Source organism: Bacillus luti, from assembly GCF_001884105.1.
Classification (GTDB): domain Bacteria; phylum Bacillota; class Bacilli; order Bacillales; family Bacillaceae_G; genus Bacillus_A; species Bacillus_A luti.
On record NZ_MACI01000062.1, the window covers coordinates 26611 to 47402 of the forward strand.

Here is a 20792-nt window from a genome sequence, read left to right on the forward strand (position 1 = left end):
AAAAAACGCCTTTTCATATAGAAAAGACGTCTTATCATATTACTCTTATCTTTCAACACGACGTGTTGTAAGAATTAGCACCGTGCCCATAAATGGGTCGGTTGCCGGGCTTCGTAGGGCTCATCCCTCCACCTGCTCTTGATAAGACATCGAATATTTAACTATTTCGAATTATTCCATAAGTTTATGGCGTTGTCAAATAATTTTTTGTAAAAAAAATCCCTCGTAAAGAGGGATTTTAATGTGGTAAGAAAATCAATTGATAAGCGAACAAGATTCCGAATAAATACACAAGTGGGTGAACAGCACGGAATTGTCCTTTTGCCACTTTCATAAGTGGGTATGAAATAAATCCAAGTGCGATACCTGTTGCGATACTTGATGTAAGTGGCATGCTTAAAATGACTAAGAATGCTGGGAATGCTTCATCAAATGCGTCCCAATCAATGTGACGAACTGAACCCATCATAAGACTACCAACGATAATTAATGATGGTGCAGTAATAGCTGATACACCAGAAACGGCACTTACTAATGGTCCGAAGAATGCTGCTAGTGCGAATAGAACAGCTACTGTAACAGTTGTTAAACCAGTACGACCACCAGCTGCAACACCAGCAGATGATTCAATGTAAGCTGTTGATGGCGTTGTTCCGAACATAGAACCGATTGTTGCTGAGAATGAGTCAGATAGAAGAGCTCGTCCTGCTTTTGGAAGCTTTCCGTCTTTCATAAAGCCACCTTGTTGCGCTACGCCAAGTAATGTACCTGTTGTATCGAATAATGTAACAAGGAAGAATGAGAATACAACGCCGTATAATCCGTAGTTAATTACGTCAGATACAGCAGTAATTGGATTTGAAACGATAATTCCTTCTGGTAATCCAGGCATTGATGTAACACCGTTTGAGAATGTTAATTGTCCCGTGAAGTAAGCGATAATACCAGTTAATAGCATTCCGATAAATAGTGCGCCATTTACATTTAAAGACATAAGGACAATTGTAATCCCAAGACCAGCTAATGCTAGTAGTACTGGAGCAGAATGCAAATCACCAAGACCAACTAAGTTTGCATCATTTTTTGTAACGATCCCTGTTAAACGTAAACCGATAAAGGCGATGAAAAGACCGATACCAGCAGTAATTGCATGTTTTAAGTTTTCAGGAATTGCTTCCATTAATTTTGTACGGAATGATGTAAATGATAACAAAATTAAAATCATACCTGCTACGAATACAGCAGAGAATGCAATCGCGAAAGTCATGCCTTCATGAGCTTTTACAACAGAGTAAGAGAAGTAAGCATTTAATCCCATCCCTGGTGCAATTGCGATTGGTAAGTTTGTAAAGATCGCCATAAATAATGTTCCGACAACAGCAGCGATAATTGTTGCTGTAAATGCTTGTTCGAATGGAACACCTGCATCACCAAGGATGACAGGGTTTACGACAATAATATATGCCATTGTTAAGAAGGTAATAGTACCCGCCATAATTTCAGTTTTAATAGAAGTTTTATGTTTTGAAAGGTTAAACATATAAACATCCTTTCTGTTTACGAATAATTTTCACAACAGTTATATATAATATTCGTTTTTTGTGCATTTTGCAATAGTTTTGCATAAAAAGTTTACAACAATTCATATTTTGTGTCTTAAATTCGAATATTAACCGTAGAACTACGTGTAAAATACGCTTTTTATGTATAAGTAGTTTTTATTATTGTGCACATGATAAGGAAAAGGAGCTGATTGAAGTATGCCTCAGCAAAAAAACTTTTTAACAATGCCTGCGCAACATCAGGATAAACAGCCTGGTATTGAATCATTAATGAATCCACTTCCGCGGTTTGAAGATCCAAATTATAAAGGTAGCGAAAAGTTAAAAGGAAAGAATGTATTAATTACAGGGGGAGATAGTGGGATTGGAAGAGCCGTGTCTATCGCTTTTGCAAAAGAGGGAGCGAACATTGCGATTGCTTATTTAGATGAGGAAGAAGACGCAAACGAGACGAAACAGCGTGTGGAAAAAGAAGGCGTGAAGTGTGTATTGTTACCGGGTGATTTAAGTAATGAACAACAGTGTAAAAATGTTGTGGAAGAGACCGCTCGGCAGTTAGGCGGTTTAAATATTGTTGTGAATAACGTTGCACAGCAATATCCCCAGCAAGGATTAGAGTATATTACAGCGGAACAGCTAGAGAAAACGTTTCGGATTAATATTTTTTCTTATTTTCATGTTACGAAAGCAGCACTTGCTCACTTGAAACAAGGGGATGTCATTATAAATACGGCATCTATCGTTGCGTACGAAGGAAATGAAACGTTAATTGATTATTCCGCAACGAAAGGGGCTATTGTAGCTTTTACAAGATCGCTTTCTCAGTCGTTAGTACAAAAAGGGATTCGTGTAAATGGTGTCGCACCAGGACCAATTTGGACACCGCTTATCCCATCAAGTTTTGATGAAAAGAAAGTATCACAGTTTGGAAGCAATGTTCCGATGCAAAGACCTGGTCAACCATATGAATTAGCGCCTGCATATGTATATTTAGCTTCTGGAGATTCTTCCTATGTTACAGGACAAATGATACATGTAAACGGGGGGGTTATTGTAAATGGATAGTTTTCATTTATAAGAGCAAAGTAAAGCTAATTGCATTTATTATGATATTAGTGCTAGGGAGGATTTAGATGAAAAAAATATGGTGTATCGTAATCCTATTTTTCTGCCTACCAGCTAGCGCTTTTGCTAATACAGATCATTTAATACTAGTGAATCTTACGACAAATCAGCTATCTTTTTTTGAAGATGGAAACTATACGAGGACGTTTCCAATAACGACTGGAAGGGATCGCACCCCAACACCAGAAGGGAATTTTTGTATTATAACTAAATATAAAAATAAAGAATACCATCGTAAAAAGATACCTGGTGGTGCACCGAATAATCCTCTTGGTACAAGGTGGCTCGGACTAGATAAAAAGGAGTATGCAATTCACGGGACGAATAGAGAATGGACGATTGGAAGTAGGGAATCGAATGGTTGTATTCGCATGCATGACAGAGATATACAATGGCTATATGACCGAGTACAATTGCAGACAAAAGTAATCATTTCTCGTTTTCATACGAGTCCCGAATTTGAAGCGAATAAGCTGGGGTATCGCGTTGTGAGCTGGAATGGTCGTAAAGTGGAAGAAGAACAAATTGGAATGCTTACGTTAGTAGACCGCGCGGATATATATTGGCAAGAGCCAAATGGGCAATTAACAAAAGTGAAAACAGTATTACCAAACGAAAGGTATGCAGTGTATGCCAAAAGGAAAGATGGAACCTATTATATAGGAAACAATTTGTATATTATGGATGAAACGGGAGAAAAAGTTCGTTATGAGCAAATTCCTGCTTCGATTTTAAGTAATATATATAAACGGAAATATAATGTACTGTAAGAGCTACCGTGTATAGACGGTAGCTTATTTGTAATTTAGGGAAGCAAATTTTGCATAAATTATTAAATTAGACGAATCGCGATGCACGTAAATAGAAGGATAAAAAAAGAAACAGCAACTATTGTATTTTGCTGAATATAATACAGTACAGATTGGGGGCGGTTATATTATGAAAAGTGAATTTGCGTTCAAAGTTTTCTTAGTAACGACCTGTTTATTTATCGTGTATTTGTATGCATTTCTCGTCTTTTCTTTTTATGTTCCATATGTTGATTTAATATTGTTCTTCGGATTTATTTGGGCGTTTGTGAAAGCAAGAGAAGGGGAGAAGAGTATATACCGGCGCATTACCCTATGCGGGACAGTCGTTCTCGTTATTTTGTACTTTTTTATGATGCATGATTTTTGGAGAGGAATGTAAAAAAGCATACGATTAATCGTATGCTTTTATGTTTAATATTTTGGCTTAAATGTATGACAACAAGTCTCTACACTCGTTGTTACAGAACTTTCTAGCGTCTCGTTTGTTAAAACCGCACCTGTATATGAATCATTTGTATTCGAACCCGCTTCTTCTGCATCTGGTTGAACAACGATTGCACTTGCTTGACAAAAGTTACCTTGTCCCCAAAATGAGCAATTGGAAACAGAGCATTTCACTTCTGGCATAAAACCCCCTCCTTATACATTAGTGTGGGATTTTACGCCCATTTCATGTGTAGAAGGAGTTTCCTTTTCTCGTTATTTCTTCGTTTGTTCAAACCACTCTTTGAATTTTTCTTTTGATTGTTCTCCGCCAATACGGCTTACTTCTTTACCATCTTTAAAATGAATAATTGTCGGTGTTCCTTTAATGTCGTACTTATCCCAAGGCTCGTTTAAATTTTCAATATCAATTACTTTCATATCAACATTTAAATCTTTCGCTAAAGGTACAACAGTAGGAGAGACCTTTTGACAATGAACGCAAGAGGTTTGATAAAAGTAAATCGTTTGTTCTTTTTTATCTTCTATATTTTTATTGAGATCTTCAAGAGAAATTTTATTTGAATAGTAATCTTTTTCACCTGTCGATGCGTTTTTCTTTTCCATTTGTGTTACAGCAAAGATTGCCGCAAACAGGACGATAATAATACCGCCAAATATAAGCATTTTTTTCATTTTTTCATCTCCTTATTTGTTTTTAATTACAATAAAGCTACAAACAGCGATTGTGATAAAGCCGATAAGTGCTAAAAACGGGATTGTCACAAAGCCGAACCAGTTTATGTATTCTCCCGTACATGGTACACGACCGCAAGCTGCCCCAGCAGCTGAAAATGCTGCGATTTTTTGAATTGCATAGTGATATAAAGAAATACAAGCACCAATACTTGCGATTGGTAAAGAATAACTTGCGATGCGGTAATCTTTTTTTACTACAGCGATACCGAGCCATAAAACGAATGGATACATAAAAATACGTTGATACCAACAAAGGACACAAGGCTCAAATTTCATGATTTCGGAAAAGTATAGACTTCCTAGTGTAGCGATAAAAGAAGCTCCCCACGCGGTAAATAAAGCATATTCTTGCTTTTTTTCTCGTCCCATATTTTATACCTCTCTTATAATAGTTACATACTAAATTATAGTATGAAGTAGTACAGAAAAGAAAGAAAAAATATGTTTATCAATAAAAGTTTTATAAGGAAAAACTTTTATTGATATAAACATTTTAAAAAAGCGCTATTCTCCAGAAGAGAATAGCGCTATATTTTACATTTGAATTTGCTCTACTTCTTCTACATGTGACTTTTGGGATGCGTGGTCAATATATTGAAATAGGAGCTGCAATTGTTTATCAACTTCTGGTAGTTCTTTACTGTATTGATAAGCGTGTAAAAAATGCTCAATACGTTTAGAAAATAATTGATCGTTCGTTTGAACCATGAGAACGAGTAATTTATCCCAATTACAGCAATACGTGTAATAGAGAGCTTTATCATAGTCGTTATATGTTTGCACTGTGTACCCTCCTTACTTGAGGAGTTATATATAGTGTGTGACAAGTAAGGAGAAATACACTTGAAAGAATTTGTTAAGAAAAAATGTGAATGAAAAGAAAAAACGAGGCATGTCCTCGTTTTTATTAAGCTTTTGGCATTGGTGTAGGCGTCGGTTTGCCGTACCCCTCTTTATATTTATTATCGATATAGTTACGAATTTCTAGCGTTGATTTTCCTTTTTGTTTCATCGAAGCAGATTCAACTGCGATTTCTAAGCAATTGACACAAGTCGTTGCATGGGAATCCCAAACAACTTCACCATTCTTTTTAATTTCACGAATAAAGCAGTTTTTATTATTTTTATGTCCTACACTTTCACCGCAACCGCAGTAACATGGAATCCAATCCAATAGTTCTGCATTTTGTCCAGCGACCGTGTAGATTTCTTTCATTTGTGGATCAAGTTTGTCTAGGAAGGCTGGAAGTGTGTCGATTCCTTTTGTTTTTTCTTGAATGTCAGCTTGCTGAGTGTGCGTGGCATGATCATGCTCTTCTTTTGATTCAGAAGATTTTTTGTCATTTGTACTAGTACTTCCGCAGCCAGCAAGAATTAGGCTCAGTACCGCAAGTAAAGAAAATACATACTTTTTCATTCGCTTGTCCCCTTTACAAATGTATTAATCAAATTGTATCAGAGATTACGGTGTATCGGTTGAAGATTTTTTCGACGGATTTTTGAAGCGCCATCGTAGCGAATGAAATAGAAATAAAATAGGGATATAAGCGTATACAATATATAAACCAGCTTGAGATAGTACCGTATTTAATGTATTGATACTTTCACGATTTGTGAAAAATAAAGATGAAATAAATATAGCTGCGATAAAGAGTGGCAGTGTAATTTTAAAAGGTATGTGAAAAGATCTTTTACTAATGCAACAAGAAGACCAAATTGTTAAACAAAGGTTAGGTAAAATAATAAGATACCATAGGAAAATAATGATGTACTCAAACCTTTGGATAAAAGGAACTTTAATGATTTTTAGCATCGTTAATGTTGGCCAAATGGTATGGTGTAGTTGTCCTTGGCTGTAGTACATAAGGGAAACGATGGCAAGTATTACGTATAGAATCGTTGTAAAAACAATGCCGCCATGTGCCCATTTATTTATTGATTTTCCTTTTTTAATAAACGGATAAAAAATAAGAATTGCTTCGAATCCAAGAAATTCTAATGCAGATGATTTCGCTGCAGTTAGAATATCTAAAGGTGAATGAGTAAGAATTGGGAAAATGTTACGAACATGTGCATATTTCATTGGGAAAACTAAGAAAAACAGGACGAAAATCGGTATGATAACGCCCCAAAAACATATGCCTGTTACAGAACGAAAGCCACCTCTAATTATGTAATAAGCTACAAGTAAAAATAGTAAAGTTAATTTCCATGGTTTAATTGTAGGAAAGACCCAAACTTGAATAACTTCAATATATGTACGCAGAACAGTAAGGCAAAATAATAGAAGGTATGCGGCAAAGCATACGGAAAAAAATGTTCCAATCCACTTTCCGAAACATGTCGTATGGATATTCATTAAATCATTATCTTTTTCTAACATTTTCAGCATACAAAATAATACGATATGAGTTGCAATACCAGCGATAATAAGAGAAATCCAAGAATCATAACCGGCAAATTGCGCAATAATCCTTTGGTATCCTAACACCCCTACTCCAATTTGAAGGGAGTGTAATAGAAGGAATGTGAAATACGGGGAAACTGTATGTGTTTTATCTTGTCCAGTCATGATAGCACCTCACTATTCTCCGATACCAGATTGTACGACATTAATTTTCACATTAACAGCAACATTAACGCTAGGATATATATCTTGAATTTGTTTCATGCTCCATTTTCTTGAATGACTACGAATTTCTTCACGTATACCGATTGGATCGATTTTTTTTTCTTGGAATGTTTGTATTAATTGGTTTAAATCCTTTTCAAGCGTTTTTTCTACATGTCTTTTTACGTAAGTTACATTTTCACTTTTTGATAAATCCAGCCAGCTAGGAGCATTTTTTATAAGTCCATTTAATTCCAGTCGAATGTGAACTTTTGGAATGTCACCAGTGTCGGAAAGGGAACAAACACTATTTCCAGATAAGTTTTGGGTTGCAATTAAGCCTTTATGTTTACCTTGACGTATTGGGACTTCATAACGTCCGTTTTTAGTTGGATTAATGAGTAATTTAAATAAAAAAGACCTTTTCTTATCTGTATACATAACAACTTTATCTCTTTTTAAAAATGCGAGTCCTTTAATGGAAGCAGATTTGTCTTCTGATTCTTGAATGTAAGGAAGAAATGGATCGTATCCGGATGAATAGAAGTTATATAAAAAAATATTTAAAGCTGTCCGAGGGATTGTCTCGTTTTTTATGTTTTGTTCCAGTAATTCAGATAGATATAGTGATCCATTTGTTTTGACATGTTTAAGTAATTTTTCTGCTGAACCATCTACAAGCGCGAGTTGTACATCTCGGCCAATGTTAGGATCACGTTGTAAGTTGTTAATAACATCTCCAATTCCACGTTCACCAAATGCCTTCCCAAATAGGACTACACGCATTTGACCTACAGCGATCGTATGTGGCGATTTGGCGTTTAGAAGGGAAGAGATTGTTTCAATTGTACCTGCATGAGTGGATTGAGTTTCAGGTTGAGATTGTACTCCTTTTGTGTAATCGGGATATAAAATTGTCCCGCGAAAATTTTTATCTTTCCTTATATCGAATCCACCTACGTGGATCATTCGCTGTGTATCGACTATATTTGCTTCTGTACAACCAGATTGAAAAATTAAACTGATAATGAAAAAGCATAATAAAATATTTTTCATTTTTCCTCACCGTCGCGTTTTTCTTTCGCTTTGTTTGGATCATAGCGCCATTTCTTTTTAGGTCTTAGAAAAGAAGCTCGTCCTGCAGTTTGACTAAACGGCAAGCGAAAGAGACCTTCGGCAGTTCCTAAACCTCGAAATGGGTATAAAGGTAATAAATAAGGTGATCCAAGTGATTTTAAGCGAATTAAATGAGCCAATATGAATACAAATCCGACGATAAGCCCTACACCTCCAAATGCTCCAGCTAAAATGATAAGAGGGAAGCGTAATATCCGGATAGTAGAAGACATTTTTACCGTTGGTGTTGTAAAAGAAGCTAGTGCAGAAAGCGCAACAGCAATTAGTAAGATGGTGCTCGTTAAAGCAGCCTCAACTGATGCTTGTCCAATTACAATTCCGCCAACAATACCAATCGTTTGGCCGACTTTAGTCGGTAAACGCGCCCCAGCTTCGCGCAGTAATTCGATTGTAATTTCTAAAAAAAGTGCCTCCAAAACAGGTGGAAATGGTACGTTGGCTCTAGAATAAATAATAGGGCCGAGTAAATCAGCCGGAATCATTTGATAGTGATACGTTAATACAGCTGTATAAATAGCTGATGAAAACAGAGAGAATGCTGCTCCAAAAAAGCGAACTAATCTAAGAAATGATCCTGCCATCCATGGTAAATAATAGTCTTCTGGAGAGACGAAAAAATCGAGTAATGTTGCTGGTCCGGCTAATGCATATGGTGAACCGTCTGTTAAAATGACGACTCCTCCATTCAATAATGCATAAACGGAGCGATCTAAACGCTCTGTAGGTAGTAAAACAGGGAAGGGGGAGTTGCTATTATCACTAATAAACTGTTCAATCATAGTTGCATCAAAAGGAAAATCAAAGTCAATATCTCGTAGGCGTTGCATCGCAGTATTCACATGCTGTTCATTTGTAATATCCGCCATATAAGCGACTATGATTTTTGTTTTCGATATAGAACCAACGGAAAGCTCCTTGAAAATTAATTGCTCTGTTACGATATTTCGCCGAAGCAAGTGCATATTTGTATCGATATTCTCAACGAATCCGATTTTTGGACCGATGACACTATATTCATTCTCCGTATCGTTATATAATCTCGTTCCTAAAACTGAACTTTCAGCGCGGAGGAGTGCATATGCTTCTTGCTCTGAACCTTTTTTTAGCTGTACTAACACGTATCCGCCTAATAATTTTTCGCGAATATCATTAACGGAAGGAGAGATGATAATATCTTCAATTGCTACGATATTTGCAATATCCTCAATACTTTGAATTTCTTCTAATTTAATTTTTATAGGAGCTAGAATGAATCGTTTAATAATGAGTGATTCTACTGTAGATTGATAATAAAACAAACATAACGTCCCATCTTCTATAATGTTATAAGAAGAAAAGTCACTTGATTCTTTCATAGTGTGGATAAATTCTGGAATAGAACAAACAGTTTGTTTCTTCTTTTTAGATGATAAACGAAACATTTTCTCACCCCTGACATACATCATTTACTTGTGTTAGTTTTTGGGAAAGACGGGAATTTATACTTCAAAGTTGAAAGTTCATAAAGAAAAGGAAGAGTAGTGAATATCTCTTCCTTTTTACATGTTAATTTGTTTTCTTTTCTTTAATAGACTGCACTAATTTCATCATTTCCGCTCTTATATCTTCTTTTTTTACATTTAATTTTTCTGCAATTTGTTTAATGTCCATTCCATCTTTTTTCATTTTTAGCACATCATCAAGAGGGGTATTACTTTTTTGAGAAATGATTGTTAATACCGTGAGCTGACGCAAGCCGATATTATATTCCTTCATTTTTTGCTTTAGCTGATCCGGTGTGGATTTTTGCATAGTTGCTAACTGTTGTAGCAGTGCTTGCTTTGTTTCTTTATTCATATGATGCTTTTTCAGCTTACTTGGATCTACACCGAAATGTTCTGCTGTTTTCTCCCAAGATTTATTTTGCTTATAGTAAGCTAAAACGTCTTTTATTTCTTTTTTACTGATTCTTGCAATATGAGCAGCTTTCCAAATTTCATGTTTGTTATAGCCAAGTTTTTCGAGCGATTGCATTTCTTCTTCTGGAATAAGCTTATGATGGTGCATTGTTACTTCTTTTGGTGTAGCAGCGGAAGCAGGGAAGAAAGTTAACCCGCATAATAATGTTGCCATAGTCATACTTACTGCGATTTTTTTGTACATATAAACTCCTCCTAGATGGATAATGTGGAAACTGTACACATATCATTTCCATAAAATGTGAAATACTTGTGAACAAGTTAAGTTTTTTTATTCACAGCATGAAATGATTTTTTTTGGAAGTTTTCCAGCATAAAACATTGATTAATAGTAAAAAACTAGGTTATAATCGAAATTGAAAATCAATATCAATAACAAATGTTATACATATAGATAAAAATAAGGGAGAGAAAAATATGACTACATATACTTCCATCGCAAATGTGATTAAAGAAAGACGTTCTGTTCGTACATTCACTGATAAAGCAGTAGACAAAGAGTTATTAATTGAATTATTAAATGACGCAACGTGGGCACCAAATCATAAGCACCGTGAACCATGGAATTGTAAACTATACATTGGAGAAGGCCGCAAGCAATTAGTAGATGCAGTATTAAACTCCTTTACAGAAGAAGAAAGAGCAAAACGCGGTAAAATCTTATCTGATCGTTTCTTAAGCACGCCTGCACAAATCGTTGTTTACATTAATGAAGATCCACGTCAAATTCAACGTGACGAAGATTACGCTGCAACATGTGCATTTATGCAAAACTTCCAATTACTTGCTTGGGAACGCGGCTTAGGCTGTGTTTGGAAATCAGGCGGATTAAACTACAATCCATTATTTATAGAAGGAATCGGTTTAACAAGAGGCCAACGTATCATTGGAATTCTTCACCTAGGCTATTTCGATAAAGCGCCAGAAGGAAAAGCTCGTACACCGATTACGGAAAAGATGGAGATTATTGAAGGGTAATAGATGAGACATTCTCGTTTTTATGAGGATGTCTTTTTATTATGCAATCAATCCTCATGAAAGCTTGTTTCCCATCATACACTTTCTTAAGGGAAAGTGTAAGGAGGGAAAATAATGAGAGCAAGTGACGATAAAGCACTGCAATATGCGATTGCAGAAATTACGGAAATTGCGACTGGATTTGGGCTTGATTTTTATCCGATGCGTTACGAAATATGTCCAGCGGAAATCATTTATACATTTGGTGCATATGGGATGCCGACGAGGTTTTCACATTGGAGTTTTGGAAAGCAATTTTTCAGAATGAAATTACAATACGATTTAGGACTTAGTAAAATATACGAACTCGTTATTAACTCTGATCCATGTTATGCCTTTTTATTAGATACGAACTCTTTAATTCAAAACAAATTAATTGTAGCGCACGTTTTAGCACACTGTGACTTCTTTAAAAATAATATTCGTTTTTCAAATACGAAGCGAGACATGGTAGAGAGTATGGCGGCAACAGCGGACCGTGTGAAAGCATATGAGCATAAGTACGGAAAGGCAGAGGTAGAAACGTTTTTAGATGCCGTACTTGCTATTCAAGAGCATATTGATCCATCACTTATGCGCCCGAAACTTGCGTGGAGTATTGATGATTTAGAAGAGGAAGAAGTAGAAAAGAAAAAGGCGTCGCAATACGATGATTTATGGAACTTAGATGATCGAAATAAAAAAAGGGAACGATCCAATATACGAAAAAAGAAGAAGATTCCACCACAGCCAGAGAAAGATTTACTACTATTCATTGAAGAATATAGCCGTGAGCTGGAAGATTGGCAGCGCGACATATTAACGATGATGCGTGAGGAAATGTTATATTTCTGGCCACAGCTTGAAACGAAAATTATGAACGAAGGTTGGGCTTCCTACTGGCATCAGCGCATACTTCGTGAAATGGACTTAACATCTTCTGAAGCGATCGAATTTGCAAAGCTTAATGCGGGTGTCGTTCAGCCATCAAAAACAAGCATTAACCCATACTACCTCGGTATTAAAATGTTTGAAGATATTGAAGAACGCTACAATAACCCGACAGAAGAAATGAAACGCCGTGGTGTAAAACCAGGGTCTGGTCGTGACAAAATCTTTGAAGTACGCGAAATTGAATGGGATGTATCGTTCTTAAGAAACTACTTAAATAAAGACCTCGTTATGCGAGAAGATATGTACTTATTCCAGCGCCAAGGAAAAGAGTATAAAGTAATAGATAAAGAGTGGGAACATGTGCGTGATCAACTCGTAAATATGCGGACAAATGGTGGATTCCCGTACTTAGTAGTAGAAGATGGAGACTACTTAAAGAACGGAGAATTATACATTAAACATAGTTACGAAGGAATCGAGCTAGATTTAAAATACTTAGAAAAAGTATTGCCGTACCTTCATCAGTTATGGGGAAGAACAGTGCATATGGAGTCGATCGTGGAGAGTAAGGGCGTTGTGTTTTCGTATGATGGGAAGATGGTGCATCGGAAGTATGTGTGATAAGGAAAGCCACTATGTATGTAGTGGCTTTTTTGGTTTGTTATACAATATTCATATATACCAACAACTAGAATGTTAGTAAATCTATAAACATAAAAATCCTTACTCACATTCAAGCGTTGTTGCACACATTTACTATAAAGAATTTGAGACTTCTTTTGTAGAAATGGTTTCTACATAACCAGTGTGTTCATTATAATTGTCATCTGTGTATTGAATACCGATAAAGTAAAAAGAATCCATATTCTGAACTACTTTTGTATAACTAATGTTTTTAGGACGTTTTTTAAGGAGTTTGAATTCCTCTTTTTGTACGTTGTAAGTGTATAAATCCCCACCATGGTTAGAATTGCCTGCAGCTCCACCTATTACAAGTAATAAGTGATTATCATCAATCCATGTAACGCTCTTACAAGTCTGTGAGTTATGTAATTTGGAATCTAATTTAACTACTGTCTGTTTGTCTGTCTTAAAATCATACAAGGATAACTCACCTGGCTCATCGGCTAATACGCGGCTATTCAAAATTATTTTATCTCCGCTAGGCGAAATTTCGTAGTCAAGTGCTGTGCCTGAATCAGATTTCCAAAGTGGTGTAGCTTCTCCTTTTGGATTCTTAGCTAGTAAAGAAATTTCTGTTTCATCTATACTCAACTCATTGTTCTTTTTGGATTCTTGCTTTTCCCGGTTGGAATTTTGTTGATTCGTTTCTTTTGTTGTATCAATTTGTTTTGTAATAACAGATTTCTTTTGGGGTAAAGAAATAATATTAAAATAGCCTAAAACAAATATTGCGATGAGTACAGCAATAATCCCCAATAATAAAGTATTTAAATAGCGACTTTTCATAGTATCCTCCTGTTAATTTCAATATTATGGATTCATAATATCACAATAAAAATGCTTTCTCTATCAAAAATTGTAATATTTTGATGTTAAGTAAAACGAAAGGCTACATTTTAAAGCAGTACATTTAGTGCAATCGTAAGACATACTATAAGTTTTTACAGTGTATATTTAACCTGAGTTATAGGTTTGTTATATATTTGGCAGAATTGAATATACAGCTAATTAACGATGCATCCCTATTAACATTATAGACCTTGGAGAAGACCGGACATTGAATACAGTTTCCGGTCTGTTTCATCTGGAACAAGGTTTTAAATATGCTATTCTTGAAGAAAGGAAGTTATATAGAGAAATGGAGCGATTCAAATGAGTAAAGTAGGGGTATGCAAGGTGGATATTACGCCGCCTGTAGGTATTGATTTTGTCGGATATCATAGAGAGACTGGAATTAATAATATTGAAGAGCATATTTACGGAACAATCTTTGTATTTGAAAAAGATGAAATGAAGACTGTGTTTATAAGCATTGATAATATCGGGATGTTAGTAGAAGATACGACGATGATTCGTGAGCGGATAGCGAGTAGGATTCAGGTGCCATTTGAGCGGATAACGGTTGTGTATACACATACGCATTCCGGTCCAGAAACGGTCGGTGATGATCCGTTAGTACGGTCGTATAAAACGCTTTTAGTAAATAATGTAGTGCAGGGTGCTATTACTGCCAATAATAACTTAAGATCATGTGAAGTTGGATGGGGTGTTACAACAGGCGAAATTGGAGTAAACCGAAGAGAGAGAACATCTGATGGAAAAGTGAAGATGGGAACGAATGTAGAGGGTGTTGTAGATAAACGAATTGGTGTTTTAGCCATTAGAGATGCTGAAACGAAGGAGCTATGTGGGATTATAGTATTTTGCACTGCTCATCCGAATGTTTTAAAAGGTGATAGTGATGTATTATCAGCGGACTATCCCGGGATGACGAGAGAGATTCTTGAGAAGATAATAAACTGCCCAGTTATTATCGTGCAAGGTGCTGCTGGAAATGTGAATGCGAAGTATCGGGGTTCTAGGGAAGCATTAACACAAATGGCTTACACGCTTAGTGGACATGTATTAACGATGTTACCGACAGTTACATATAGCCCAATTGTAAATGTAAGAACGATTTCGAGTATGGTGCAAATGAAATTGAAGGATATCCCTGAAATTGATGAGATACGAAGCATGGCTCAATTAGCTGAGAAGCAGTGGGGCGTGAATACGGATGAATGGCTTACTATCGTTTTAGAGAAATATAAGCAAGGTATTCGGAAGTTACGTATCGATTTAGAAGTTCAACTGTTTCAAGTTAATGATGGTATGTTCTCTGGTATACCGATGGAACCTTTTTCAGAGACTGCGTTAGAAATGAAAGAGCGTCTTCAAAATGATCTAGTTTTCTTTGGTGGCTATACGAATGGATATATCGGTTACTTACCGACAAAGGAAGAATTTGTATATGGTGGATATGAAGTAGAGTTGAATCCTATTGTGTATGGAACGGTTACGAATTTATTGATGCCACCGGAGGAAAATACAGCAGATGTAATCGTACAGAAAGTTATAGAATTATACACAAAAGAACTTGGAGATGCCTAAGTTCTTTTTTATTTGTTTCAAATTTGTGAAAGAAAGACATATATATTGAAAATGCTTTTTATATATTTTATTATATACCCATACGGGTATGAGTTTTCGTTTTTGATACATTGAGAAAATAAATAACACGGAGGTTTGAAATATGTCTAGAAAAATAGTTGTAGTAGGCGGAGTTGCCGGCGGCGCATCAGTAGCTGCAAGGCTTCGTCGTTTAAGTGAAGAAGATGAAATTATTATGGTTGAGCGCGGTGAATATATTTCATTTGCAAATTGTGGATTACCATACTATATTGGCGGTGTCATTACAGAAAGGCAAAAATTATTAGTACAAACTGTTGAAAGAATGTCGAAGCGTTTTAATTTAGATATACGTGTATTGAGTGAGGTAGTAAAGATTAATAAAGAAGAGAAAACAATTACTATAAAGAATGTAACGACAAATGAAACATATAACGAGGAATATGATATTTTAATTCTTTCACCAGGGGCGAAACCAATTGTTCCACCTATTCCAGGTATTGAAGAAGCAAAGGCGTTGTTTACGTTACGAAATGTACCTGATACAGATCGTATTAAAGCGTATATTGATGAGAAGAAACCACGTCATGCGACGGTTATTGGTGGCGGATTTATTGGAGTGGAAATGGTTGAAAATTTAAGAGAACGTGGAATTGGTGTTACTCTCGTAGAGATGGCAAATCAAGTGATGCCACCAATCGATTATGAAATGGCAGCATATGTGCATGAGCATATGAAAAATCACAATGTTGAGCTTGTTTTTGAAGATGGTGTAGATGCATTAGAAGAGAGTGGGACTGTTGTACGTTTAAAAAGTGGTTCAATTATAGAGACAGATATGATTATTTTAGCAATTGGTGTACAACCAGAGAGTAGTTTAGCGAAAGATGCAGGGTTAGCTTTAGGAGTTAGAGGAACGATAAAAGTAAATGAAAAATTTCAAACATCGGATCCACATATATATGCAATTGGTGATGCGATTGAAGTGAAAGATTTTGTTACAGAAACAGAAACGATGATTCCTTTAGCGTGGCCAGCTAATCGTCAAGGGCGTATGTTAGCAGATATTATTCATGGTCATACTGATTCTTTATATAAAGGTACGATGGGAACTTCTGTAGCTAAAGTTTTTGATTTAACAGTTGCTTCGACGGGAGTAAATGAGAAAATATTAAAACGATTAAATATACCCTATGAGGTAGTACATGTACAGGCAAATTCGCATGCGGGATACTATCCGAATGCTACGCCAGTGCTAATAAAATTAATTTTTAATAAAGAAAGCGGAAAAATTTACGGGGCACAGGCGTTAGGACGTGACGGTGTTGATAAGCGTATCGATGTTATTGCAACGGCAATAAAAGCAAATTTAACTGTAATTGATTTGCCAGATTTAGAATTATCATACGCACCGCCATATTCTTCTGCGAAAGATCCAGTAAACATGGTGGGGTATGCCGCAAGTAATATAGTAGATGGTTTTGTGGAAACGGTACAATGGCATGAAATAGATCATATTGTTGCAAATGGTGGATATCTTATTGATGTTCGAGAGCCTAATGAACTAAAACAGGGAATGATTAAAGGTTCTATTAATATTCCGTTAGATGAATTACGTAATCGTTTGGATGAAGTGCCAGTGGGTAAAGAAATATATATTACTTGTCAACTCGGCATGAGAGGATACGTTGCAGCACGCATGTTAATGGAAAAAGGATATAAGGTAAAGAATGTAGATGGTGGTTTTAAATTGTACGGTACAGTATTACCAGACCGTATTGTATATTGATATTTTTTCATCTTCCACTTCAAAATTTGGTGGAAGATGAAAGCCTATAGATTAAGGTTTCACTTTATGTTTTGCGAATATATAAGGTGAAAATTAAAAATAGGGGTTTACAAAATACCCTATAGGGTATAATATATTGTCATAAGTTATAAATGGTGACATAATGGTAATGAGGTGATTATACAATGGAATATAATCAAGACATGAAAAATAGATTAAAACGTATTGAAGGGCAAGTTCGTGGTGTGCTTCGTATGATGGAAGAAGGAAAAGATTGCCGAGAGGTTATTACACAGTTAACGGCATCTCGTTCTGCACTTGATCGTACAATTGGACTTGTTGTTGGAACGAATTTAGAGCAATGTTTGCGTGAACAGTTTGAAAGTGGTAATGGTTCAAATGAAGAGTTAATTAAAGAAGCTGTTCAACTACTTGTCAAAAGCCGATAATCTGTCAAACATAAGTGTTGACAGATTTTCAAAAACATTTTAATATACCCCTACAGGTATACGTATATGAATTATGGAGGAATCGACTATGAGTATAAAAGTGGATATGAGTTTAGATTGTAAAGGGTTGGCTTGTCCGATGCCGATTGTGAAAACGAAGAAGGCGATAGAAGGATTGTCGTCAGGACAAGTGATTGAAATTGAGGCAACAGATAAAGGGTCTACAGTAGATATACAAAGCTGGGCAAATAAAGTAGGGCATCAATATATCGGGACGAAACAAGAGGGCGATATTTTGATGCATTACGTTAGGAAAGCACATGAGCATGAAGTGAATGAAGTAGCAAAGTATCCTCATACAATTACGAATACGGAGTTGGAAGAGATATTATTAAGTGATGAAGAGTGTATTGTATTAGATGTTCGAGAAGCAGCGGAATTCGCTTTTGGTCATATTCCATCGGCCATTTCGGTGCCGTTAGGAGAGTTAGACAGTGCAGCTTTAGATCAGACGAAGCAAATTTATGTTGTTTGCCGAACTGGTAACCGCAGTGATGTAGCTTGCCACATGTTGAAAGAGAAAGGTTATGCAAATGTGAAAAATGTCATTCCAGGTATGTTAGAGTGGCAAGGGAATGTGAAAAAATAAAATTTTTTAAATTAAAATATACCTATGGGGGTAATTAAATGAGTGTTAAACCGTTACAAGCGAAAGATGTTGCAGAGAAAGTTTTATTCGGAGAGTTGTTTATTTTAGATGTTCGTAATGAGACGGATTATGAAAATTGGAAAATTGAAGGGAAAGAAATTGCTTCAATGAATGTGCCGTACTTTGATTTATTAGAGGGTGTAGATCATATTGTAAGTGAATTACCTAAAGATAAAGATGTTTTAGTAGTATGTGCAAAAGAAGGGTCTTCTATATTTGTAGCAGAGGAGTTAACAGAAGCTGGATTAGAAAATATTTATTATTTAGCTGGTGGTATGAGGGCTTGGAGTGAATATGTAAAGCCTATAAAAGTTGGAGATTTAAAAAATGGCGGAAGTATGTATCAGTTTAACCGCCTTGGAAAAGGTTGTTTATCTTATATGGTCGTTTCAAACGGTGAAGCTGCAGTTATTGATGCGGTAAGAACGATTGAAGCATATGAGGAGTTTGCGAAAGAGCATGGCGTTACCATTACGAATGTAATGGATACACATTTACATGCAGACCATATTTCTGGAGGACGTAAGTTAGCGGAAAAAGTAGGTGGTACGTATTGGCTACCGCCAAAAGATGCGGAGGAAGTTGTTTTCTCATACGAACCGCTTGTTGAAGGATCTGTTATTACGGTGGGAGGTACTAAAATTGAGATTGACGCATTATACTCACCGGGGCATACGATTGGAAGTACATCATTTATTGTAGATGATTCCTATTTATTATCAGGCGATATTTTATTTGTAGATTCAATCGGGCGTCCGGACCTTGCTGGGAAAGCTGAAGATTGGGTAAGTGATTTACGTAATACTTTGTATAGCCGATATAAAGAACTATCTCAAAGTTTAATTGTATTACCGGCTCATTATTCAAAAATAAGTGAAATGGACGAAAGTGGTATTGTTAGTGCAAAATTAAAAGATTTATTTGAGCATAATGCAGGATTAAATATTGAGGATGAGGTAGAGTTCCGTAAAGTTGTAACAGAGAATTTACCACCTCAACCGAATGCATATCAAGAAATTCGTCAAACAAATATGGGGCAATTAAACCCAAATCAAGACGAAGAGCGTGAAATGGAGATTGGTCCAAACCGTTGTGCTGTTCATAATTAATTCGGTTTCAAATGAAATAAAAACAGGAGGTATATGAAATGAATGCCAAGCAAGTATTAGATGTAAAAGGATTAGCGTGTCCAATGCCAATTGTAAAAACAAAGAAGGCGATGGAAGCATTACAATCAGGAGAAGTGTTAGAAGTACACGCAACAGATAAAGGTGCGATTAAAGATATTCCCGCATGGTCACAAACAGGTGGTCATGAAGTGTTAAAGCATACAGAAGAAAAAGGCGAATTAAAGTTCTGGATTAAGAAGGCTTAATTATAAAAACAGGAGGTATATGAGATGAATGTAAAGCAAGTATTAGATGTAAAAGGATTAGCGTGTCCAATGCCAATTGTAAAAACAAAGAAGGCAATGGAAGTATTACAATCAGGAGAAGTGTTAGAAGTACACATAACAGATAAAGGTGCGGTTAAAGATATTCCAGCATGGTCACAAACAGGCGGTCATGAAGTGTTAAAACACACGGAAGAAGATGGTGAATTAAAGTTCTGGATCAAGAAAGCATAGCATTTCAATAATAAGCGGAGGATTACATCATCTGCTTATTATTAAAAGTAAAGAGGATAATCATATATGTTTTATATAATTATACCCCTAATAGTATTGGTACTGGGAAGTTTAGTAAAACGTTACATTCCAGTTTTAAATGTTGCATATATTTCGTTAGAACAAGTAAGGAAAATTGAAAGTGTTATTGTAGATGTACGAAATTATACAGAGAGTCACAGTGATAACACTTCTAGAATTATGTGTATACCATATGCGTATTTAAAACGGTATTATCATGAAATCCCAAATAAGCCTTTGCATCTTATTGTTCATAATAAAGTGGATCGGAATTTAAGTATCCGCTTTTTAAGAAAGAAAGGGTTCCATATTCAAAGTTATAGTATATATTTGGATAGGAAAAAAGTATAGAAGGAGTTTGAATAGCCTTATGGATGTGAAGACAATATTGAATGTAATCTTAATTGTACTTGTATCGTGGTTTATTATTTCTCGATTCTTACCAGCTAGAGGAGTAAAAAATATTTCAGGAAAAGAATTAAAACGTATGATGGGACAAAATAATAAACAATTTATTGATGTGCGGACAGCTGGTGAATATAGAGGGAACAATATTAAAGGATTTCGGAATATCCCATTAAATGAACTAGCTAATAAGGCGCAACAATTAGATAAACATAAAGAAGTTATTGTTCTTTGTCAAAGTGGAATGAGAAGTAAACAGGCAGCGAAAATGCTAAAAAAATTAGGGTTCCAACATATTACAAATGTGTCGGGCGGGATGAATGGTTTGTGAGGAGGAAATTTAA

Annotated in this window: 25 protein-coding genes and 1 riboswitch; of the genes, 14 read left to right on the forward strand and 11 right to left on the reverse strand. The window is 35.8% G+C overall.

The window, feature by feature from the left end:
- Positions 1-42 precede the first annotated feature (42 nt).
- Positions 43-148: riboswitch (SAM riboswitch) on the reverse strand.
- 90 nt (positions 149-238) lie between these two features.
- Positions 239-1540: an NCS2 family permease gene (locus BAQ48_RS14145; protein ID WP_071711543.1), complete on the reverse strand. Its 1302-nt coding sequence runs from the start codon at positions 1538-1540 to the stop codon at positions 239-241.
- 220 nt (positions 1541-1760) lie between these two features.
- Between BAQ48_RS14145 and BAQ48_RS14150 the strand changes: the two genes are divergently transcribed.
- From BAQ48_RS14150 to BAQ48_RS14160, 3 genes are all read left to right on the forward strand, one after another.
- On the forward strand, positions 1761-2627 hold the full coding sequence (locus BAQ48_RS14150) for an SDR family oxidoreductase (RefSeq protein WP_071711544.1): 867 nt from the start codon (positions 1761-1763) through the stop codon (positions 2625-2627).
- Between the two features lie 68 nt (positions 2628-2695).
- Positions 2696-3457, forward strand: coding sequence for a L,D-transpeptidase (locus tag BAQ48_RS14155; protein ID WP_071711545.1), 762 nt, complete (start codon positions 2696-2698; stop codon positions 3455-3457).
- 169 nt (positions 3458-3626) lie between these two features.
- Positions 3627-3878, forward strand: coding sequence for a hypothetical protein (locus BAQ48_RS14160; protein WP_000834197.1), 252 nt, complete (start codon positions 3627-3629; stop codon positions 3876-3878).
- A gap of 32 nt (positions 3879-3910) precedes the next feature.
- Here BAQ48_RS14160 and BAQ48_RS14165 read toward each other — a convergent pair whose 3' ends face one another.
- The 9 genes from BAQ48_RS14165 to BAQ48_RS14205 form a co-directional block, all read right to left on the reverse strand.
- Positions 3911-4126 carry a DUF1540 domain-containing protein gene (locus tag BAQ48_RS14165; protein ID WP_071711546.1) on the reverse strand — a complete coding sequence of 72 codons (216 nt, stop codon included), beginning with the start codon at positions 4124-4126 and terminating at the stop codon, positions 3911-3913.
- Between the two features lie 72 nt (positions 4127-4198).
- Positions 4199-4618 (reverse strand): thioredoxin family protein, encoded by a 420-nt coding sequence (locus BAQ48_RS14170; protein ID WP_071711547.1) that lies wholly within the window; start codon positions 4616-4618, stop codon positions 4199-4201.
- A 12-nt stretch (positions 4619-4630) separates the two neighbouring features.
- Entirely contained in the window at positions 4631-5050 is a 420-nt protein-coding gene (locus BAQ48_RS14175; protein WP_000532256.1) for a disulfide formation protein C, read from the reverse strand.
- A 165-nt stretch (positions 5051-5215) separates the two neighbouring features.
- A complete protein-coding gene (locus BAQ48_RS14180) occupies positions 5216-5464 on the reverse strand; it encodes a YhdB family protein (protein ID WP_001195459.1) in 249 nt (82 codons plus the stop codon).
- 124 nt (positions 5465-5588) lie between these two features.
- On the reverse strand, positions 5589-6098 hold the full coding sequence (locus tag BAQ48_RS14185; protein WP_071711548.1) for a PCYCGC domain-containing protein: 510 nt from the start codon (positions 6096-6098) through the stop codon (positions 5589-5591).
- A gap of 45 nt (positions 6099-6143) precedes the next feature.
- Complete coding sequence (locus BAQ48_RS14190) at positions 6144-7253, reverse strand: GerAB/ArcD/ProY family transporter (protein ID WP_071711549.1); 1110 nt, start codon at positions 7251-7253, stop codon at positions 6144-6146.
- 12 nt (positions 7254-7265) lie between these two features.
- A complete protein-coding gene (gerYC, locus tag BAQ48_RS14195; protein ID WP_071711550.1) occupies positions 7266-8348 on the reverse strand; it encodes a spore germination protein GerYC in 1083 nt (360 codons plus the stop codon).
- On the reverse strand, positions 8345-9850 hold the full coding sequence (locus BAQ48_RS14200) for a spore germination protein (RefSeq protein ID WP_071711551.1): 1506 nt from the start codon (positions 9848-9850) through the stop codon (positions 8345-8347). Before BAQ48_RS14200 ends, gerYC begins: the two co-directional genes overlap by 4 nt.
- A 124-nt stretch (positions 9851-9974) precedes the next feature.
- The gene (locus tag BAQ48_RS14205; protein WP_071711552.1) at positions 9975-10571 is read right to left on the reverse strand and encodes a hypothetical protein; all 597 of its coding nucleotides are present in this window, start codon (positions 10569-10571) and stop codon (positions 9975-9977) included.
- A 233-nt stretch (positions 10572-10804) separates the two neighbouring features.
- Here BAQ48_RS14205 and BAQ48_RS14210 point away from each other — a divergent pair, with 233 nt between their 5' ends.
- Together BAQ48_RS14210 and spoVR are read left to right on the forward strand one after the other, a co-directional pair.
- Entirely contained in the window at positions 10805-11365 is a 561-nt protein-coding gene (locus BAQ48_RS14210) for a nitroreductase family protein (RefSeq protein WP_071711553.1), read from the forward strand.
- Positions 11366-11479: 114 nt separating this feature from the next.
- Entirely contained in the window at positions 11480-12898 is a 1419-nt protein-coding gene (gene spoVR / locus BAQ48_RS14215; protein ID WP_071711554.1) for a stage V sporulation protein SpoVR, read from the forward strand.
- A gap of 135 nt (positions 12899-13033) precedes the next feature.
- Here spoVR and BAQ48_RS14220 read toward each other — a convergent pair whose 3' ends face one another.
- A complete protein-coding gene (locus BAQ48_RS14220; RefSeq protein ID WP_071711555.1) occupies positions 13034-13747 on the reverse strand; it encodes a DUF4652 domain-containing protein in 714 nt (237 codons plus the stop codon).
- Between the two features lie 366 nt (positions 13748-14113).
- Between BAQ48_RS14220 and BAQ48_RS14225 the strand changes: the two genes are divergently transcribed.
- From BAQ48_RS14225 to BAQ48_RS14265, 9 genes are all read left to right on the forward strand, one after another.
- Positions 14114-15391 (forward strand): neutral/alkaline non-lysosomal ceramidase N-terminal domain-containing protein, encoded by a 1278-nt coding sequence (locus tag BAQ48_RS14225; RefSeq protein ID WP_071711556.1) that lies wholly within the window; start codon positions 14114-14116, stop codon positions 15389-15391.
- Positions 15392-15533: 142 nt separating this feature from the next.
- The gene (gene cdr / locus BAQ48_RS14230) at positions 15534-17198 is read left to right on the forward strand and encodes a CoA-disulfide reductase (RefSeq protein WP_071711557.1); all 1665 of its coding nucleotides are present in this window, start codon (positions 15534-15536) and stop codon (positions 17196-17198) included.
- Positions 17199-17383: 185 nt separating this feature from the next.
- A complete protein-coding gene (locus BAQ48_RS14235) occupies positions 17384-17647 on the forward strand; it encodes a metal-sensitive transcriptional regulator (protein WP_000456206.1) in 264 nt (87 codons plus the stop codon).
- An 88-nt stretch (positions 17648-17735) separates the two neighbouring features.
- A complete protein-coding gene (locus BAQ48_RS14240) occupies positions 17736-18296 on the forward strand; it encodes a sulfurtransferase TusA family protein (protein ID WP_071711558.1) in 561 nt (186 codons plus the stop codon).
- Positions 18297-18334: 38 nt separating this feature from the next.
- Positions 18335-19465, forward strand: a complete 1131-nt coding sequence (locus BAQ48_RS14245) for an MBL fold metallo-hydrolase (protein ID WP_071711559.1) — start codon at positions 18335-18337, stop codon at positions 19463-19465.
- A 38-nt stretch (positions 19466-19503) separates the two neighbouring features.
- Complete coding sequence (locus BAQ48_RS14250; protein ID WP_071711560.1) at positions 19504-19731, forward strand: sulfurtransferase TusA family protein; 228 nt, start codon at positions 19504-19506, stop codon at positions 19729-19731.
- A 24-nt stretch (positions 19732-19755) separates the two neighbouring features.
- Entirely contained in the window at positions 19756-19983 is a 228-nt protein-coding gene (locus BAQ48_RS14255) for a sulfurtransferase TusA family protein (RefSeq protein WP_071711561.1), read from the forward strand.
- Between the two features lie 66 nt (positions 19984-20049).
- On the forward strand, positions 20050-20394 hold the full coding sequence (locus BAQ48_RS28485) for a sulfurtransferase (protein WP_071711562.1): 345 nt from the start codon (positions 20050-20052) through the stop codon (positions 20392-20394).
- A 19-nt stretch (positions 20395-20413) separates the two neighbouring features.
- Complete coding sequence (locus BAQ48_RS14265; RefSeq protein WP_071711563.1) at positions 20414-20779, forward strand: rhodanese-like domain-containing protein; 366 nt, start codon at positions 20414-20416, stop codon at positions 20777-20779.
- Positions 20780-20792: the final 13 nt, after the last annotated feature.

Excerpts from the sequence above, each read along its gene's own strand:
- BAQ48_RS14205 (WP_071711552.1), bottom strand. The coding sequence starts at position 10,571 with ATGTACAAAAAAATCGCAGTAAGTATGACTATGGCAACATTATTATGC.
- gerYC (WP_071711550.1), bottom strand. The coding sequence starts at position 8,348 with ATGAAAAATATTTTATTATGCTTTTTCATTATCAGTTTAATTTTTCAA.
- BAQ48_RS14200 (WP_071711551.1), bottom strand. The coding sequence starts at position 9,850 with ATGTTTCGTTTATCATCTAAAAAGAAGAAACAAACTGTTTGTTCTATT.
- BAQ48_RS14210 (WP_071711553.1), top strand. The coding sequence starts at position 10,805 with ATGACTACATATACTTCCATCGCAAATGTGATTAAAGAAAGACGTTCT.
- BAQ48_RS14245 (WP_071711559.1), top strand. The coding sequence starts at position 18,335 with ATGAGTGTTAAACCGTTACAAGCGAAAGATGTTGCAGAGAAAGTTTTA.
- BAQ48_RS14220 (WP_071711555.1), bottom strand. The coding sequence starts at position 13,747 with ATGAAAAGTCGCTATTTAAATACTTTATTATTGGGGATTATTGCTGTA.
- cdr (WP_071711557.1), top strand. The coding sequence starts at position 15,534 with ATGTCTAGAAAAATAGTTGTAGTAGGCGGAGTTGCCGGCGGCGCATCA.
- BAQ48_RS14255 (WP_071711561.1), top strand. The coding sequence starts at position 19,756 with ATGAATGTAAAGCAAGTATTAGATGTAAAAGGATTAGCGTGTCCAATG.
- BAQ48_RS14225 (WP_071711556.1), top strand. The coding sequence starts at position 14,114 with ATGAGTAAAGTAGGGGTATGCAAGGTGGATATTACGCCGCCTGTAGGT.
- spoVR (WP_071711554.1), top strand. The coding sequence starts at position 11,480 with ATGAGAGCAAGTGACGATAAAGCACTGCAATATGCGATTGCAGAAATT.
- BAQ48_RS14150 (WP_071711544.1), top strand. The coding sequence starts at position 1,761 with ATGCCTCAGCAAAAAAACTTTTTAACAATGCCTGCGCAACATCAGGAT.
- BAQ48_RS14155 (WP_071711545.1), top strand. The coding sequence starts at position 2,696 with ATGAAAAAAATATGGTGTATCGTAATCCTATTTTTCTGCCTACCAGCT.
- BAQ48_RS14185 (WP_071711548.1), bottom strand. The coding sequence starts at position 6,098 with ATGAAAAAGTATGTATTTTCTTTACTTGCGGTACTGAGCCTAATTCTT.
- BAQ48_RS14165 (WP_071711546.1), bottom strand. The coding sequence starts at position 4,126 with ATGCCAGAAGTGAAATGCTCTGTTTCCAATTGCTCATTTTGGGGACAA.
- BAQ48_RS14145 (WP_071711543.1), bottom strand. The coding sequence starts at position 1,540 with ATGTTTAACCTTTCAAAACATAAAACTTCTATTAAAACTGAAATTATG.
- BAQ48_RS14235 (WP_000456206.1), top strand. The coding sequence starts at position 17,384 with ATGGAATATAATCAAGACATGAAAAATAGATTAAAACGTATTGAAGGG.
- BAQ48_RS28485 (WP_071711562.1), top strand. The coding sequence starts at position 20,050 with ATGTTTTATATAATTATACCCCTAATAGTATTGGTACTGGGAAGTTTA.
- BAQ48_RS14170 (WP_071711547.1), bottom strand. The coding sequence starts at position 4,618 with ATGAAAAAAATGCTTATATTTGGCGGTATTATTATCGTCCTGTTTGCG.
- BAQ48_RS14240 (WP_071711558.1), top strand. The coding sequence starts at position 17,736 with ATGAGTATAAAAGTGGATATGAGTTTAGATTGTAAAGGGTTGGCTTGT.
- BAQ48_RS14265 (WP_071711563.1), top strand. The coding sequence starts at position 20,414 with ATGGATGTGAAGACAATATTGAATGTAATCTTAATTGTACTTGTATCG.
- BAQ48_RS14250 (WP_071711560.1), top strand. The coding sequence starts at position 19,504 with ATGAATGCCAAGCAAGTATTAGATGTAAAAGGATTAGCGTGTCCAATG.
- BAQ48_RS14160 (WP_000834197.1), top strand. The coding sequence starts at position 3,627 with ATGAAAAGTGAATTTGCGTTCAAAGTTTTCTTAGTAACGACCTGTTTA.
- BAQ48_RS14190 (WP_071711549.1), bottom strand. The coding sequence starts at position 7,253 with ATGACTGGACAAGATAAAACACATACAGTTTCCCCGTATTTCACATTC.
- BAQ48_RS14175 (WP_000532256.1), bottom strand. The coding sequence starts at position 5,050 with ATGGGACGAGAAAAAAAGCAAGAATATGCTTTATTTACCGCGTGGGGA.